Source organism: Microbacterium sp. NPDC006705 (assembly GCF_044903545.1).
Lineage (GTDB): Bacteria > Actinomycetota > Actinomycetes > Actinomycetales > Microbacteriaceae > Microbacterium > Microbacterium plantarum.
In genome coordinates, this window is the sequence record NZ_JBJDQQ010000003.1 from 138,677 (window position 1) to 153,056 (window position 14,380).

The following is a 14,380-nucleotide window of genomic DNA, read 5'->3' on the forward strand; positions in this document are numbered from 1 at the left end:
GGACGCCGGCGCACCAAGCCGACACGGCTCCGGCGCGGCTCGACCATCTGGCCAGCCCGGAATCACGCGGATGTGCGGCGTCAGGGCAGGCGCACCGAGTCGGTCTTGGGGTGCTCGCGCGGCATCCGATCACGGTCGTACGTGATGGCGGAGTAGCCGTGCGGGATCGGCTGCCCGTCCTCGTCGACGCTCACGAACACGAGACGCTCGATCGAGAGGATGCGCTTGCGCGTGATCATGTTGCGCACGACGGCCCGCATCGTCAGCGAGGTGCGACCGAAGTGCGTCGCGGTCAGGCCCATCTCGATGAGGTCGCCCTGCAGCGCCGACGACTCGAAGTTGATCTCCGAGATGAGCTTGGTCACCACGCGGTAGTTGCCGAGCTGGATGATCGCGTAGATCGCGGCTTCCTCGTCGATCCAGCGGAGCAGACTGCCGCCGAAGAGCGTGCCGTTGGCGTTCAGGTCTTCCGGCCGCACCCACTTGCGGGTGTGGAAGTTGATGCCGCCCTCCGACCAGGGCCATTCGGAACTCGTCTGATCGCTCACGTTGATCCAGCCTAATCCCGCACATGATCGCACGCGCGGGGCGTCGCGTCGACGGGTTTCGCCGGCAGCACGGACGTCGGATGATGTGGTCATGGACAAGCCTGCGAAAGAGTTCGACGCCCACGAGGTGACGGAGGAGGTCGCCGACCGGGTGAAGAAGCGGATGCCGGACCTCGACGACGAGCTCATCCACCGCGAGGCGGCGGCCTCGGTTGAGAGCCACGCCGACGCCCGCGTCACGGACTTCATCGGCATCATCGCCGAACGCGAGACCCGCGAGCGCCTCGCCGGTATCGCCGACGAGGCGCCGACCGAGTCCGACTGACCGGTGCGGGGCTACCGGCGGTCGTCGGTGGTCTGTCCGTAAACGTTCTGATACCGGTCGTACAGCGCATCGATCGCGTCCTGCGGAATCGGGAGCAACTCCCCCGCCTGCCGGGCGATGTGGACCGTGCGAGCCACGTCCTCCACCATCACCGCAGCCTTGACCGCATCCTTCGCACTCGACCCGATCGTGAACGGCCCATGGTTCTGCATCAACACCGCCCGGGAACGATGCCCCCGAAGCGTGTCCACGATCCCCCGGCCGATCGAGTCATCACCGATGATCGCGAACGGCCCCACCGGGATCGGCCCCCCGAACTCATCGGCCATCGCCGTGATCACACACGGGATCTCCTCACCCCGCGCCGCCCACGCCACCGCATACGTCGAATGCGTGTGCACCACACCACCCACCTCGGGCATGTTCCGATACACATACGCATGCGCCGCCGTATCACTGGACGGCGACCGGTCACTGCCCGGCGTCCCCGGCACCACATTGCCCTCCAGATCGCACACGATCATGTTCTCCGGAGCCAACTCGTCATACGACACCCCCGACGGCTTGATCACCATGAGGTCGTCAGCGGGAGCCCCGCCCAGGCGCACCCGCCCCGACACGTTGCCACCGGTCCACACGACCAGCCCGTAACGCACCAGCTCCGCGTGCAACGACGCCACCTCGGCCCGAACCCGCGCCACCGCTTCGTGTTCCATCGGACTCCTCCGCCTCTCGGAATCAGCCGGCTCCGCCTCCGGGACCGGCGGTCGTCATGTTACCGGTAACACTCACAGTGTCCAGAAGAACCCGCCTGGTCTGGAAAAGTTGTCGGAATGGGTGACAACGTCTTCCTCGGCGCCGTCGCGGTCGGCATCGGCGCGCTCGTCGGCCTCGTGCTGTTCGTGCCCTTCGTCGCGGCCCAGTATCGGCGCGCCGGGCGCCTCACCGCGGGCCAGTTGGTGCTGTGGGGCGCGGCCCTCGTCTACTTCTTCGCGATCTGGACCTACACGCTCCTGCCGCTCCCCGACCCGTCGAGCATGCGGTGCGCCGGGTCCAACCTGAACCTCTTCGAGCTCGTCGACGACATCCGCGGCGCCGCGCAGCGTGCGGGAGGCAGCCCGCGGGCGTTCCTCTCCGACTCGGCCTTCCTGCAGCTCGCCCTCAACGTCCTGCTCTTCCTCCCGCTCGGCTTCTTCGTACGGGTTCTCGCCCGCCGCGGCATCCTCGTCGCGTTCGCGGCCGGCCTCGGCATCTCGCTCATCGTCGAGTTCACACAGCTGACCGGAGTCTGGGGCGTCTACCCGTGCGCCTACCGCGTCTTCGACGTCGACGACCTGCTCACCAACACCGTCGGAGCGGTCATCGGCTCGATCCTCGCGCTCCTCGTGCCGCGCCGCCCGGTCTCCGAGGAGCCGGACGCACCGCGACCGGTGACGCGCGGCCGCCGCATCCTCGCGATGGTGTGCGACCTGCTCGCCTATTCGCTCGTCGGCATCTTCGTGAGCGTCGGCATCCAGGCGGCCCTCGTCTTCACGGGCAACCGCGACGTCGCCGTCGAGACCGACCTCGCGGGTCAGGCCGGCTCGATCGCCGCGCTCGCGGTCGTCGGCGGATGCGTCCTGGTGTCGGGCCGGACGATCGGCGACCTGACCGTGCGCCTCCGCTACGCCGGTGGCCCGGCCCCCGCCGTGGTGACCCGGCTCACGCGGTTCCTCGGCGGCATCGGCGGCTACGCGCTGCTGGATCAGCTCCCCGGCCCCTGGGGCTTCTTCGCCTTCGTCTTCCTCGTGGCCTGCGCGATCCTCACGTTCACGACGCAGGGCGGCCGCGGCCTGCCCGGTCTGCTCGGTGCCCAGGTACTGCGCGACAGCCGGGAGCATGGTCCCGCAGGACGAGTCGAAATCACCCGTATGGGGGACGCGCCCCGGCGCTGAGATCCGTAGCGTCGAGAGCATGGACGTCGAAGCACTCGCCCACACCGCCACCGGCGCTCTTGTCGGCATCGCCCTCGGATTCCTGGTGGGACTCCTCACCCTCAACCCGATGCTCGGCGTCATCGTCGGCGGCGTCGCGATGGTCGTGCTCGCCATCGCTGCGGCCATGCTGCTCCCGCGCGGCGTCTACCGCTGACCGGCACCCCCGCTTGACCCTCACGCGACGTGAGGGCCGAGAGTGGTCGCATGACCGACCCCGAGACCCCCTATTACGACGCTTTCGAGATCAGCCCCGTTCCCCCGCCCGGACCGGATGCCGTGGCCCCCGAGCCCTATCGCGGCATCTACGGGATGCCGGCGTTCGTCACGATCCCCACGCACGATCTGACGAGCTCGTCGCGGTTCTGGACCGCGGGCCTGGGGTTCTTCGAGCTCTTCTCGATTCCCGGCACGCTCATCCACCTGCGCCGCTGGGCGTTCCAGGATGTCCTGCTCGTCGCCGGCGACCCGGGATCGGCGCCCGCATCCGAACCGCCCGCACTGACCTACAGCTACGCCTGCGTCCTCGCCGAGCTCGACGGCATCGTCGAGGCCTGCCGCGCGCTGGACCCGGGGGCGGCCGGCGAGCCCCGCGACACCCCGTGGAACAGTCGCGAGGTCGAGATCCTCACCCCGGAGAACGCGCGTATCGTCGTCACGGCGGCGAAGCCCTACGAGCCCGACAGCGCCGCAGCACGCTCCCTCGCCGCCATCGGCATCACACCCTCGCAGGAGCACCCATGAGCGACATCAGCACGGACGGGGTGACGGTCGGGCGCGCGGCATCCGATCTCGGGGTCACGGTGCGCACCCTGCACCACTGGGACGAGATCGGCCTCGCCTCGCCGTCGCTGCGCACCGACGCCGGGTACAGGCTGTACACCGCCGCCGACATCGCTCGCCTGCAGCGCATCGTCGTGTACCGCGAGGTCGGGCTGGGGCTCGACCAGATCCGCACCATCCTCGACGAGCCGGGTCGCGACACCTCCGCGGCTCTCCGGGAGCAACGCGACGAGGTGTCGCGATCGCTCGCCCGGCTCGAGGGCCTCCGCGCCGGTCTCGACCGCATGATCGAGGCGCACGAGCGCGGCGTGCTGCTCACCGCCGAGGAGCAGCTGTCGATCTTCGGCCCCGACTGGAACCCCGACTGGCCCGCCCTCGCCCGGCGCCGCTACGGCGACTCCCCGCAGTGGCAGCAGTACGCCGAACGCGCCGCCACCCGTACCCCCGACCAGTGGCGGGAGATCACCGCGACGATGACCGCGCTCGAGGCCGACCTCGCCGCGGCCGCCGACGCGGGCATCGAGCCCGGCGCGCCGGAGGCCGAGGCGCTCGTCGAGCGCCATCGTGCCGCGATCAGCGAGTACTTCCCGGTGAGCCGGTCGATGCAGGTCTGCCTCGGTCGGATGTACGAAGCGGATGCCGCGTTCACCGCGCACTACGATCGTCTCCGTCCCGGCCTCACCTCGTGGCTGCGCCGCAGCATCGACGCGAGCGCCCGCGCGCACGGCATCGACCCCGACACCGCGGTGTGGGAGTGACGACGAGGAAGTGACGTCGCGAGCCCGCCGGCTCAGCGGCGTCCGCCGGTGAACGCGCGCCACATGACGGCGGCGTGCGACTCCTTCGCATGCTCGACGCCGACCTCGTCGCCCTCCCGCGCGCTGAACCACTCCTGCACGCGGTAGCGCGCCGCGCGCCACATGAGGGCGATCCCGCCGTACGCAGGCCGGGGCACGCGCGCCTCCTCCTGCGACATCTGACCGCGGCGCGGCAGGTCGCCCGCGACGAAGGCGTCCATGAGCTTGGCTACGCCGATCGCGTTGCCGTTGATGACCGAGTGCGCGGCGCCATGGATCTCCCACCGCCACGCGTCGCGCGCGACGGCCAGGAGCTCCGAGTGGAAGTACCGCGGCGACGAGAAGTCGCGCGCGCCGCGGATCAGCAGCACCTGCGCAGAGACGTCCGCCAGGCGCTCGCGCAGCGGATACCGCATCATGTGAGGCAGCACCCGCATGAAGTAGGCGAAGCCGCAGAGCAGGTAGGCGCTGACCGCCAGCATCACGAGGCGGAACGGCTCGAACAGCGATGACTGCCCGAACCGGATCGCCTGCAGCACCACCGAGCGCTCGCGGTCGTTCACGACCGGACCGATGAGGACGGCCTGGCGGATGCCGGGGCGCCGCGTGAGCACCTCCGTGACGATCTGCGTGCCGAAGGAGTGCCCGAGCAGCACGGGATCATCGAGCTCGAACCGATCGAGCACCGCCTCCACCTGGTCGGCGAAGAACGCCACCGACGGCTCGTCGCGCGGCGCACGCTGACCGGCGAAGCCCGGAAGGTCGAGAGCGTAGACCCGCGCGTTCTGCGCGAGCGTCGGGGCGAGCAGGTCGAAGTACGTCGCGGCCACCCCGATGCCCGCGATCAGCACGAAGGCCCGCCCCGCATCCGCCGACGACGCGGTCTGCACCCGCGTGACCCGAGTGCGCACCCCGTCGAACGCGACCGTCTCGACGTCGATGTCGGCCGGCTCCATATCATCTTCACCGCCGCGAGCGCGCCCCTCCACCATGCCCCTACCGTCTCACACGCCGCCCCGTGCAGACTGTGCCGATGACCCTCACCTTCGCCATCGTCGGCAGCGGCTGGCGCAGTGACTTCTTCCTGCGCATCGCCGCCGCCCTTCCCGAGCGGTTCCGCATCTCCGGCCTCGTCACCCGCAGCGCGGCGACCGCGGCCGAGATCGAGAACCGGTGGGGTGTCCGCGGCTACAGCGACCTCGACGCTCTGCTCGCGGACGGCACCCCCGACTTCGTGGTCGTCTCGGTGCCGCGCGACGTGGCTCCCGGGATCATCGTCGACCTCGCCGACCGCGGCATCCCGGTCCTGACCGAGACACCGCCCGCCGCCGGGATCGACGACCTCGTCGACCTGTGGGAGCACCTCGCCCGCCCGGGGATGCCGACGGTGCAGGTCGCCGAGCAGTACCACCTGTCGCCGCTGCTGTCGGCACAGCTCGCGGTGGCCCGTTCCGGACGGCTGGGCACCCCGTCACAGGCGCTCGTCGCGCAGTGCCACGACTATCACGGCGTCAGCGTCATGCGGCGAGCGCTCGGCATCGGGGCCGACGAGACCGAGATCACGGCATCCGTCTTCCGGTCTCCGCTCGTGGCGGGACCGGGCCGCGACGGCGACCCCACCGAGGAGCGGATCGTCACCGCGACGCAGACCACGGCACGGTTCGCGTTCGGCGATCGCCTGGGCGTGTACGACTTCGCCGGCGAGCAGTACTTCTCGTGGATCCGCGGCAACCGCCTGCTGATCCGCGGCGAGCGCGGCGAGATCGAGAATGGCGAGGTGCGCCACCTCCGCCGGTTCGACGAGCCCGTCTTCGACTCGCTGCGACGGGTCATGACGGGCGAGGGCGGCAACCTGGAGGGGATGTTCCTGCGCGGCATCCTCCTCGGCGACGAGTGGGTCTTCCGCAACCCCTTCCTCCCGGCCCGCCTCAACGACGACGAGATCGCGATCGCGCGGATGCTCGACGGCATGCCGGGCGCCATCGACGGGCACGCGCCGGTCTATTCGCTGGCCGAGGCCAGCCAGGACCACTACCTCGCGCTGCTGATGCAGCAGGCGGCCGAGTCCGGTAACACCGTGCGTTCGACGCGTCAACCCTGGGCCGATGTCGTCGACGAGGAATTGCACGCCCGGGAGGCCAGCGGGTAATTTTTCGGTATGCCGAAAAATCGACCTCGCCGCCTTTCCGCGCTGGTCGCCCTGGGGGCGACGGCTGCGCTCCTCGCGGGCTGCGCGACGGGCTCGAACGCCGACGTCGCCGGCGAGCCGTCGGGCGACCGGCCCGTCGTGCTGACGACGTTCACGGTGCTCGCCGACATCGCCCGCAACGTCGCGGGAGACCGACTCGATGTGCGATCGATCACGAAGGCCGGGGCCGAGATCCACGGCTACGAGCCCACCCCGCGCGATATCGCGGCGGCGTCCGACGCCGACCTGATCCTCGACAACGGGCTGGGCCTCGAGTCATGGTTCGCGCGGTTCGTCGAGACCGCCGACGCACCGCACGCCGTCGTGTCCGAGGGCGTCGAGACGATCGACATCACCGGAGACGCCTACGCCGGCAAGCCCAACCCCCACGCCTGGATGAGCCCCCTGAACGTGCAGCTGTACGTCGAGAACATCGTCGCGGCGTTCAGCGAGCTCGATCCCGCGGGAGCCGACGCCTACGCCGCGAACGGTGCCGCCTACAACGACGAGCTGCAGCGCATCCACGACGATCTCGTCGCCGACCTCGAGACGGTGCCCGTCGAGCAGCGCGCGCTCGTGACGTGCGAAGGGGCCTTCTCGTACCTCGCTCGAGATGCCGGGCTCACCGAGGCCTACATCTGGCCCGTCAACGCCGAGCAGCAGGCGACACCCCAGCAGATCCGGCAGACGATCGAGTTCGTCGACGACAATGACGTGCCCGCCGTGTTCTGCGAGTCGACGGTCTCGGACCGCCCGATGCAGCAGGTCGTCGAGGCGACGGATGCCGTCTTCGGCGGCACCCTCTACGTCGACTCGCTCTCCGAGCAGGACGGCCCCGTGCCGACCTACCTCGACCTCCTCCGCCACGACGCCGAGACGATCACGGCGGCGCTGACCGGGAGCGCCTCGTGAGCGGCGTGGCCGGCGCGTCCCCGGGAATCGAGGTCACCGGAGTCTCGGTGCGCTACCGCGACATCGTGGCGCTCGACGACGTCGACCTCACCGTCACGCCCGGCCGCGTGACCGCGCTTATCGGCATGAACGGATCGGGCAAGTCGACGCTGTTCAAGTCGATCACGGGTCTCGTCCGTCCCGCGAGCGGCCGGGTGAGCATCGCCGGTCAGACCCCCGCGGTCGCCCGCCGCCGCGGCGTCATCGGCTACGTGCCCCAGAGCGAGGACGTCGACTGGACCTTCCCGGTCTCGGTGCGAGACGTCGTCATGATGGGCCGGTACGGTCGCCTCGGCCTCACCCGCCGCCCGCGCCCCGAGGACCATCGCGCCGTCGACGCTGCCCTCGAGCGGGTCGAACTGGGCGACCTCGCCGACCGCCAGATCGGCCGGCTGTCGGGCGGGCAGCGCAAACGCGCGTTCGTCGCACGCGGCATCGCCCAGGATGCCGGCGTCCTGCTCCTCGACGAGCCCTTCGCAGGAGTCGACAAGAAGTCCGAGGCGACGATCGTGCGCCTGCTCCGCGAGATCGCGGCCGACGGCCGCACCGTGCTGGTCTCCACCCATGACCTGCACGCCCTCCCCTCGCTCGCCGACGAAGCCGTGCTGCTGCTGCGCCGCGTCGTCTTCCAGGGAGCCGTCGACGAGGCGCTCCGCCCCGAGCTGCTCGCGCGCGCCTTCGGCCTGACCATCGAGGAGCGTCCGTGAACCTCATCGACATCCTGCTCGAACCTCTCCGGTACGAGTTCATGCTGCGCGCCCTGTCGGCCACGGCGATCGCCGCGATCGTCTGTGCCGTCCTGTCGTGCTGGCTCGTCCTCATCGGCTGGTCGCTCATGGGCGACGCCGTCAGTCACGCGGTGCTGCCCGGCGTCGTGCTCGCGTACGTCCTCGGTGCCCCCTTCGCGATCGGTGCCCTCGTGTTCGGGTTCCTCGCGGTGGCCCTCATCGGCATCATCCGGGGCACGAGCCGCGTCAAGGAGGATGCCGCCATCGGCATCGTGTTCACGACGCTGTTCGCGCTCGGTCTCGTGCTCATCTCGGTCACGCCGAGCCAGACCGACCTCAACCACATCCTGTTCGGCAACGTCCTCGGGGTCTCCACCGGCGACCTCGTGCAGATCGCGGTCCTGGCCGCAGTGGCCTTCGCGGTGCTGTTCGTCAAGCGCCGCGACCTCACACTGTTCGCCTTCGATCCGATCCACACCTTCGCGATCGGGCTCTCGCCCCGGCTCCTCTCGGGGCTGCTCCTGGGCGTGCTCGCGCTGACCGCGGTCGTCGCGCTCCAGGTCGTGGGCGTCGTGCTCGTCGTCGCGATGCTCATCATCCCGGGAGCCACGGCGCACCTGCTCACCGACCGCTTCGGCCGCATGCTCGTCATCGCGCCGGTGCTCTCGGCGGCATCCTCGATCGTCGGCATCTACCTGAGCTACTGGGTGGACGCCTCGTCGGGCGGACTCGTCGTGCTCGTGCAGGGCGTCGTGTTCGCCGCGGTCTACCTCTTCAGCCCGAGACACGGGATCATCGGGCGTCGGATGGCCTCGCGCAAGTCCGTCGCCGAATCCGTTCCCGCTGGCTAGCGTGCCGCTATGAAGATCAGCGAGATCCACTGGAACGACGAAGCCCGCCAGAAGGTGCTCGACGACGCCGACCGTGTCCTGCAGGATGCCGTCGCCGCCGTCGCCGCGACCGATGACGCGAACGACGCCGACAAGGCCTACGCCGCGCTCGTCAGCCACATGAAGGACAAGTTCATCGACTGGGAGCCCGGCCCCGACGTCCGCACGTACGCCGACGCCCTCGCCGCCGGCGAGATCGAGCTCGAGCAGGCCGGCTGACCGGCCGGATGTCCCGGGATCGGGCCCCGCTGCTGCAGATCAGCCGCATCTACGCCGAGGAGGCCGCGCTCGCGCTGCCCCGCGGGCAGGAGATCGTGGCGCGGTGGCCCGATGCCGAGATCGTGCCGATCGACTCGCACTGGCTCGTTCCCGAGATCCACGGCGACGAGACGAACGTGCGCCGCTGGGTGCGGATCAAGACCGAGGCGCTCGTGCTCGGTGTGAAGAAGTCGGTCGCGACCCGCCTCAACGGCCGCTCGGCCGACTTCATCGCGCCGTCGACGGCGAACGGCTGCGCCATGGCCTGCTCCTACTGCTACGTGCCGCGACGCAAGGGCTACAGCAACCCCGTGACCGTGTTCGCGAACATCGACGAGATCTCGCGCCATCTCGCACGGCACATCTCCCGGCAGGGCCCCAAGACCGAGCCGAACCAGTGCGACCCCGAGGCGTGGGTCTACGACATCGGCGAGAACAGCGACTGCTCGGTCGACGCGATGATCAGCGAGAACGTCCGCGATCTGTGCGAGCTGTTCCGGATGTCGCCGACGGCCAAGGCCTCGTTCGCGACGAAGTACGTCAATCGCGACCTGCTCGACTGGGACCCGCTCGGGCGAACCCGCATCCGCTTCTCGCTCATGCCGCACGACACGGCGAAAGTGACCGACATCCGGACGTCGCCGGTCGCCGAGCGGATCGCCGCGATCAACGACTTCGTCGAGGCCGGCTACGAAGTGCACCTGAACTTCTCGCCCGTCATCCTCACCCCGACCTGGGTGGCCGACTGGACCGCGCTGCTGCGCGAGCTGAACGACGTGCTCTCCGACCGCGCCAAGGCGCAGCTGGCGTGCGAGATCATCATGCTCACCCACAACGAGGGGCTGCACGAGGTCAACCTCGGGTGGCATCCGCGCGGCGAAGACCTGCTGTGGACCCCGCGGATGCAGGAGACCAAACGCTCGCAGAACGGCGCCATCAACGTCCGGTACCGCTCACCGCTCAAGGGCGAGGCCGTCGCGACACTCTGCGCTCTCATCGAGCGCGAGCTGCCGTCGTGCCGCATCCGCTACGCGTTCTGATCCCCCCTCCCTTGCGCGACCGCGCGGATCTGCGCCACCCTGGCGGGGTGTATCTGCTGCTTCCCCTGCTCGTCTTCGTCCTGATGGTCGCCGCCCTCGTCGACGCGATCACCCGCCGCGAAGACCAGGTCAAGCACCTGCCCAAGTTCGCCTGGGTGCTGTTCATCATCTTCTTGCCGTTCGTGGGCTCCGTGCTCTGGTTCACCCTCGGGCGCGAGTGGGACACGGCCCCGCGGGAGTCGATGAGCTTCGGCGACCCGCGCCGGTGGTCGCGGGACGAGCCGGCACCGCCCGCGCCCGCGAGCCGTCCGCAGCCCCGCGACTACCGCACGACCGCGCAGCAGCTCGCCGACCTCGAACGCGAGATCGAGATCGCCGAGCTCGAGGCCGAGGTCCGGCGGCGCCGTGCGCGCGGCGGCTCCTCGTCGTCGGAGGGGTCTCAGTCGCCCGAGGCCGGCTGACGCCGCCCGACGACCCGCCCGCGGGCGATCAGCCAGCCGGCGGTCGCGCCGAGGGTGTTGGCCACGACGTCCCACACGCTCGCGGTCCGCTGTGCGAGCAGAATGCCCTGCGCCGTCTCGATCACGGCGGAGATGATGAGCCCGGCGGGAATGACGTACGCCTGCCAGCGGGGCCAGCCCCGGGCCGCGCACCACCCGAACGGGACGAACAGGGCGATGTTGGCGGCGAACTCGATGCGGGCATAGGTCAGCCACGGCACGGCCGAGGTGATCGCCCGGAGGATCGGGCCGGCGTCGCGGTCGACGGGCGTCGGCCAGAACGCGATGAGCGCGAGGACGACGACGTAGCCGGCGAGCAGGACTCGCGCGGCGCGCGTCACCGCACGATGACGGTCGGAGAGCCGACGTGCGAGGCCACGCGCTCGCTGACTGACCCGAGCAGCAGACGTGACAGCCCGGTACGACCGTGCGAGCCGACGACCGTCAGCGTGGCGCCGCGGGAGGCGTCCTCGATGAGCGTCGAGGCGTCGCCGACGTCGATGCGCGTGCGCACCTCGAGCTGCGGGTGTTCCGCGCGCACCGGCTCGAGCATGCGGTCGAGCATCCCGGCGGTCGCTTCCGTCAGGTCGACCGGCATCGGCCCCGTCCAGAGGTCGAGGCCCGGCTCCGTGCCGACCGAGACCGGCTCCCATGCCGCGAGCGCCACGAGCGGCTGCCCCGTTCGCTGAGCCTCGCGAGCGGCGAAGTCGAGAGCGCGGGCCGAGACGTCCGACGCGTCGACGCCGACGAGCACGCCCTCCCTCGCCACGGCGGGAGCCCCGTCGTCGCTGCTGCGCTGGTCGGGCACGATCGCGATCGGGCAGTGCGCGTGCGCGATGAGCGTGCGATACGGATGACGGTGCTCTTCGGGGAGCACGAGGATCTCGGCATCCGCCGTGGCCGCGGCGACCCGATCGACATCGTCGCGCGTCGGGGCGATCAGCAGCTCACGCAGCGCGAGGCCGAGCGCCTCGGCCCGGCGCACCGCCCATTCGCGCGCCCCCGCGCCGGTCGCGTCGGTCACTCCCAGGATCACGTCGCCCATGGCCCCAGGGTACCGGCCACGGCGGACCGGCACGATGGGCCTCGCGGTCGCCAGCGGTTAGAGTCAGTCCGTGGCACAGCGACCCGGCTCCGATGCATCGCATCCCGATGCCGGTCGCGATGCCGGCCCCTATGTCGTGAGCGGCCACTACGAAGCGCCGCCGCGTCCCGAACGGCCCGCACCGCCTCGGCCCCCTCGCCGGCGACGTCGGCTGCCTCGCTGGGCATGGATCGCGATCATCGTCGCCGCCGTCGCCCTCATCGTCGCCGGGATCGCCCTGGCGGTCTCCCTCGTGATGGGCGGGGTGCAGGCGCTCACGGCGAGACCCCCGGGCGTGGGCACCGCTTTCGTCGCGCCCGCGGAGTCGAAGGCCGCGCGCGCCGTCGCCGAGGGCGGCTCGGCCGACGAGGTCGCCGCCGCCGAGTACCTCGCCGCCCAGCCGACGGCGTACTGGCTCACCCCCGAACAGGACCCCATCGGCGAGGTCGGCGAGCGCGTGCTCAACATCGCACAGGAGGCCCGCGAGACGGATACGGCGATGGCCGTCGTCGTCTACGGCCTCCCCGGACGCGACTGCGGCAATCACTCCGCGGGCGGCCTCGACGAGGCGGACTACGAGACGTGGACGACGCAGATCGGCACGGCCCTGCGGTCGGTTCCGGACGTGAAGAAGGTCGTCATCGTCGAGCCCGACAGCCTCGCGCTCGCGCCCCAGTGCGGCAACGTCGACGAACGCGTCGACCAGCTGCGCGGCGCCCTCGGCCGCCTCACGGGCACGGACACCTGGGTGTACGTCGACGGCGGGCACTCGAACTGGCTCGGGGCCGACGCGATGGCCGAGCTCGTCGAGCGGGTCGCGGTCTCGGGCGTCCGCGGCTTCGTGACGAACGTGTCGAACTTCAACGACACCTACGACGAGTTCGCCTACGCCCACGCCCTGTCCGATCGGCTCGGCGGCATGCACGCCCTCGTCGACACCTCGCGCAACGGCGCAGGCGCTCCCGGTGACGACGAGTGGTGCAATCCGCCGGGACGCGCCGTGGGCGACCCGAGCGGCACCTACGGCGACGACGTCGTCGACACGAACCTGTGGATCAAGCCGCCGGGAGAGAGCGACGGGCCGTGCAACGGCGGCCCGGACGCCGGCGTGTGGTGGCCCGCCGGGGCCGTCGAGCTCACCCGCGGCGTCGCGCCCTGACCCGCCGACCGCGCCCGGGAACTACCTCGTCCTTTGCGTGTGGCAAAATAACCCGAACCTGAGGGAGACGAGTGTCGAGCATGATGTCCGAGCAGCTGAAGACGGCGGTCATCGTCGAGGACGATCCCGACATCCGCCATCTCCTCGTCGAGGTGCTCGAGGCGGCCGGCTTCTCCACCGTCTCGGTGGGCAACGGCATCGACGGCATCCAGGCCGTGCTGTCGTACCGCCCGCTGCTGACGACCCTCGACGTCAACATGCCCGGCATCGACGGCTTCGAGGCCGCCCGACGCATCCGCGCCCAGAGCGACACGTACATCATCATGCTCACCGGCCTGTCCGAAGAGGCGGATGTCGTCCTCGGTCTGGGCTCCGGCGCCGACGAGTACATCGTCAAGCCGTTCCGCCCGCGCGAGTTCCGTGCGCGCGTGGACGCGCTGCTGCGACGCCCGCGCGCCGCCGCGCCCCAGCAGACTCCGCAGCAGGATTCGGTCGGACCCTCCTTCCCGGGCGCCCGCCCCGCGGCCTTCACCCCGGCGCCACCAGCGGCACCGGCACCGGCACCGGCACCCGCCGAGGCTGCGCCGATGTCGTACGAGGAGTACCTCGCCCGTTTCCCCGGCGCGGCCCCGCAACAGCCGATGCCGCAGCAGCCCGCGCCGCCCCAGCAGGTGCCGCCCCAGCAGGTGCCACCGCAGCAGGTCATCGTCCACCACCCGAGCGACGCCCCGATGCCCGCCCCGGTCCCGACGGCCGGCGCCGACCTCGTCGTCCACCAGCCCGCCGGCGACCTCGTGCCGGCCGCGGGAGAGCACTGGCTCGCGCACCGCGACCTGCAGGTCGACACCGACACGCGGCTGGCCTACGTGTCCGGACGCGAGCTGGACCTCACGCGCACCGAGTTCGATCTGCTCTCGACCCTGATGGCCTCGAAGCGCCGCGTGCGGTCGAAGGCCGACCTGACGCTCGTCCTGCGCGGTGAGTCCTACGTCACGAGCTACTTCGTCGGCGAGGCGGACAAGCGGGCGATCGAGGCGCACATGACGAACCTGCGCCGGAAGCTCGGCGACAACCCGACGACCCCGCGCTACATCGAGACGGTTCGGGGCGTCGGGTACCGCATGACGTCGGAGAACGCAGCGGTCTGATCGCTCAG

At 70.7% G+C, this 14,380-nt stretch carries 19 protein-coding genes; 14 read left to right on the plus strand and 5 right to left on the minus strand.

Annotated elements, in window-relative coordinates; translation table 11 throughout:
- Positions 1-80: 80 nt before the first annotated feature.
- Positions 81-548: an acyl-CoA thioesterase gene (locus ACI2K6_RS14480; protein WP_240309703.1), complete on the minus strand. Its 468-nt coding sequence runs from the start codon at positions 546-548 to the stop codon at positions 81-83.
- 91 nt (positions 549-639) lie between these two features.
- Here ACI2K6_RS14480 and ACI2K6_RS14485 point away from each other — a divergent pair, with 91 nt between their 5' ends.
- The gene (locus tag ACI2K6_RS14485) at positions 640-873 is read left to right on the plus strand and encodes a three-helix bundle dimerization domain-containing protein (RefSeq protein WP_112617818.1); all 234 of its coding nucleotides are present in this window, start codon (positions 640-642) and stop codon (positions 871-873) included.
- Positions 874-884: 11 nt separating this feature from the next.
- On the opposite strand, the gene ACI2K6_RS14490 is transcribed toward ACI2K6_RS14485, so the two are convergent.
- Positions 885-1,589, minus strand: coding sequence for an L-ribulose-5-phosphate 4-epimerase (locus ACI2K6_RS14490; protein ID WP_404568919.1), 705 nt, complete (start codon positions 1,587-1,589; stop codon positions 885-887).
- 117 nt (positions 1,590-1,706) lie between these two features.
- On the opposite strand from ACI2K6_RS14490, the gene ACI2K6_RS14495 reads away from it, so the two are divergent.
- The 4 genes from ACI2K6_RS14495 to ACI2K6_RS14510 are packed head-to-tail and all read left to right on the plus strand — an operon-like array spanning position 1,707 to position 4,387.
- Positions 1,707-2,807 carry a VanZ family protein gene (locus ACI2K6_RS14495; protein WP_404568920.1) on the plus strand — a complete coding sequence of 367 codons (1,101 nt, stop codon included), beginning with the start codon at positions 1,707-1,709 and terminating at the stop codon, positions 2,805-2,807.
- A 19-nt stretch (positions 2,808-2,826) separates the two neighbouring features.
- Positions 2,827-3,003: a hypothetical protein gene (locus ACI2K6_RS14500; RefSeq protein WP_162815494.1), complete on the plus strand. Its 177-nt coding sequence runs from the start codon at positions 2,827-2,829 to the stop codon at positions 3,001-3,003.
- Positions 3,004-3,053: 50 nt separating this feature from the next.
- A complete protein-coding gene (locus ACI2K6_RS14505) occupies positions 3,054-3,590 on the plus strand; it encodes a VOC family protein (protein WP_404568921.1) in 537 nt (178 codons plus the stop codon).
- A complete protein-coding gene (locus ACI2K6_RS14510; RefSeq protein ID WP_323986632.1) occupies positions 3,587-4,387 on the plus strand; it encodes a MerR family transcriptional regulator in 801 nt (266 codons plus the stop codon). The genes ACI2K6_RS14505 and ACI2K6_RS14510 overlap by 4 nt, the downstream gene beginning before the upstream one ends.
- A 32-nt stretch (positions 4,388-4,419) precedes the next feature.
- Here the strand turns inward: ACI2K6_RS14510 and ACI2K6_RS14515 are convergent, their stop codons facing one another.
- A complete protein-coding gene (locus ACI2K6_RS14515; RefSeq protein ID WP_404568922.1) occupies positions 4,420-5,382 on the minus strand; it encodes an alpha/beta fold hydrolase in 963 nt (320 codons plus the stop codon).
- 77 nt (positions 5,383-5,459) lie between these two features.
- On the opposite strand from ACI2K6_RS14515, the gene ACI2K6_RS14520 reads away from it, so the two are divergent.
- From ACI2K6_RS14520 to ACI2K6_RS14550, 7 genes are read left to right on the plus strand one after another with little or no spacing between them, the layout of a single operon-like run.
- A complete protein-coding gene (locus tag ACI2K6_RS14520) occupies positions 5,460-6,575 on the plus strand; it encodes a Gfo/Idh/MocA family oxidoreductase (protein WP_323986635.1) in 1,116 nt (371 codons plus the stop codon).
- Positions 6,576-6,584: 9 nt separating this feature from the next.
- On the plus strand, positions 6,585-7,526 hold the full coding sequence (locus ACI2K6_RS14525; protein ID WP_274179206.1) for a metal ABC transporter substrate-binding protein: 942 nt from the start codon (positions 6,585-6,587) through the stop codon (positions 7,524-7,526).
- Complete coding sequence (locus ACI2K6_RS14530) at positions 7,523-8,272, plus strand: metal ABC transporter ATP-binding protein (RefSeq protein WP_240309772.1); 750 nt, start codon at positions 7,523-7,525, stop codon at positions 8,270-8,272. Before ACI2K6_RS14525 ends, ACI2K6_RS14530 begins: the two co-directional genes overlap by 4 nt.
- Positions 8,273-8,313: 41 nt before the next feature.
- Positions 8,314-9,144: a metal ABC transporter permease gene (locus ACI2K6_RS14535; RefSeq protein ID WP_396652031.1), complete on the plus strand. Its 831-nt coding sequence runs from the start codon at positions 8,314-8,316 to the stop codon at positions 9,142-9,144.
- A 9-nt stretch (positions 9,145-9,153) separates the two neighbouring features.
- On the plus strand, positions 9,154-9,402 hold the full coding sequence (locus tag ACI2K6_RS14540; protein ID WP_023954097.1) for a hypothetical protein: 249 nt from the start codon (positions 9,154-9,156) through the stop codon (positions 9,400-9,402).
- Between the two features lie 8 nt (positions 9,403-9,410).
- On the plus strand, positions 9,411-10,481 hold the full coding sequence (locus ACI2K6_RS14545) for a spore photoproduct lyase family protein (protein WP_282501539.1): 1,071 nt from the start codon (positions 9,411-9,413) through the stop codon (positions 10,479-10,481).
- A 47-nt stretch (positions 10,482-10,528) separates the two neighbouring features.
- Entirely contained in the window at positions 10,529-10,942 is a 414-nt protein-coding gene (locus ACI2K6_RS14550) for a PLD nuclease N-terminal domain-containing protein (RefSeq protein ID WP_404568923.1), read from the plus strand.
- Here ACI2K6_RS14550 and ACI2K6_RS14555 read toward each other — a convergent pair.
- A complete protein-coding gene (locus tag ACI2K6_RS14555) occupies positions 10,921-11,322 on the minus strand; it encodes a VanZ family protein (protein WP_269268128.1) in 402 nt (133 codons plus the stop codon). The genes ACI2K6_RS14550 and ACI2K6_RS14555 overlap by 22 nt on opposite strands.
- The gene (locus ACI2K6_RS14560) at positions 11,319-12,026 is read right to left on the minus strand and encodes a universal stress protein (protein ID WP_274179209.1); all 708 of its coding nucleotides are present in this window, start codon (positions 12,024-12,026) and stop codon (positions 11,319-11,321) included. The genes ACI2K6_RS14555 and ACI2K6_RS14560 overlap by 4 nt, the downstream gene beginning before the upstream one ends.
- Before the next feature lie 70 nt (positions 12,027-12,096).
- On the opposite strand from ACI2K6_RS14560, the gene ACI2K6_RS14565 reads away from it, so the two are divergent.
- Both ACI2K6_RS14565 and ACI2K6_RS14570 read left to right on the plus strand, forming a co-directional pair.
- Complete coding sequence (locus ACI2K6_RS14565) at positions 12,097-13,224, plus strand: glycoside hydrolase family 6 protein (protein WP_404568924.1); 1,128 nt, start codon at positions 12,097-12,099, stop codon at positions 13,222-13,224.
- A gap of 80 nt (positions 13,225-13,304) precedes the next feature.
- Complete coding sequence (locus ACI2K6_RS14570; RefSeq protein WP_354452029.1) at positions 13,305-14,372, plus strand: response regulator transcription factor; 1,068 nt, start codon at positions 13,305-13,307, stop codon at positions 14,370-14,372.
- Positions 14,373-14,380 lie beyond the last annotated feature (8 nt).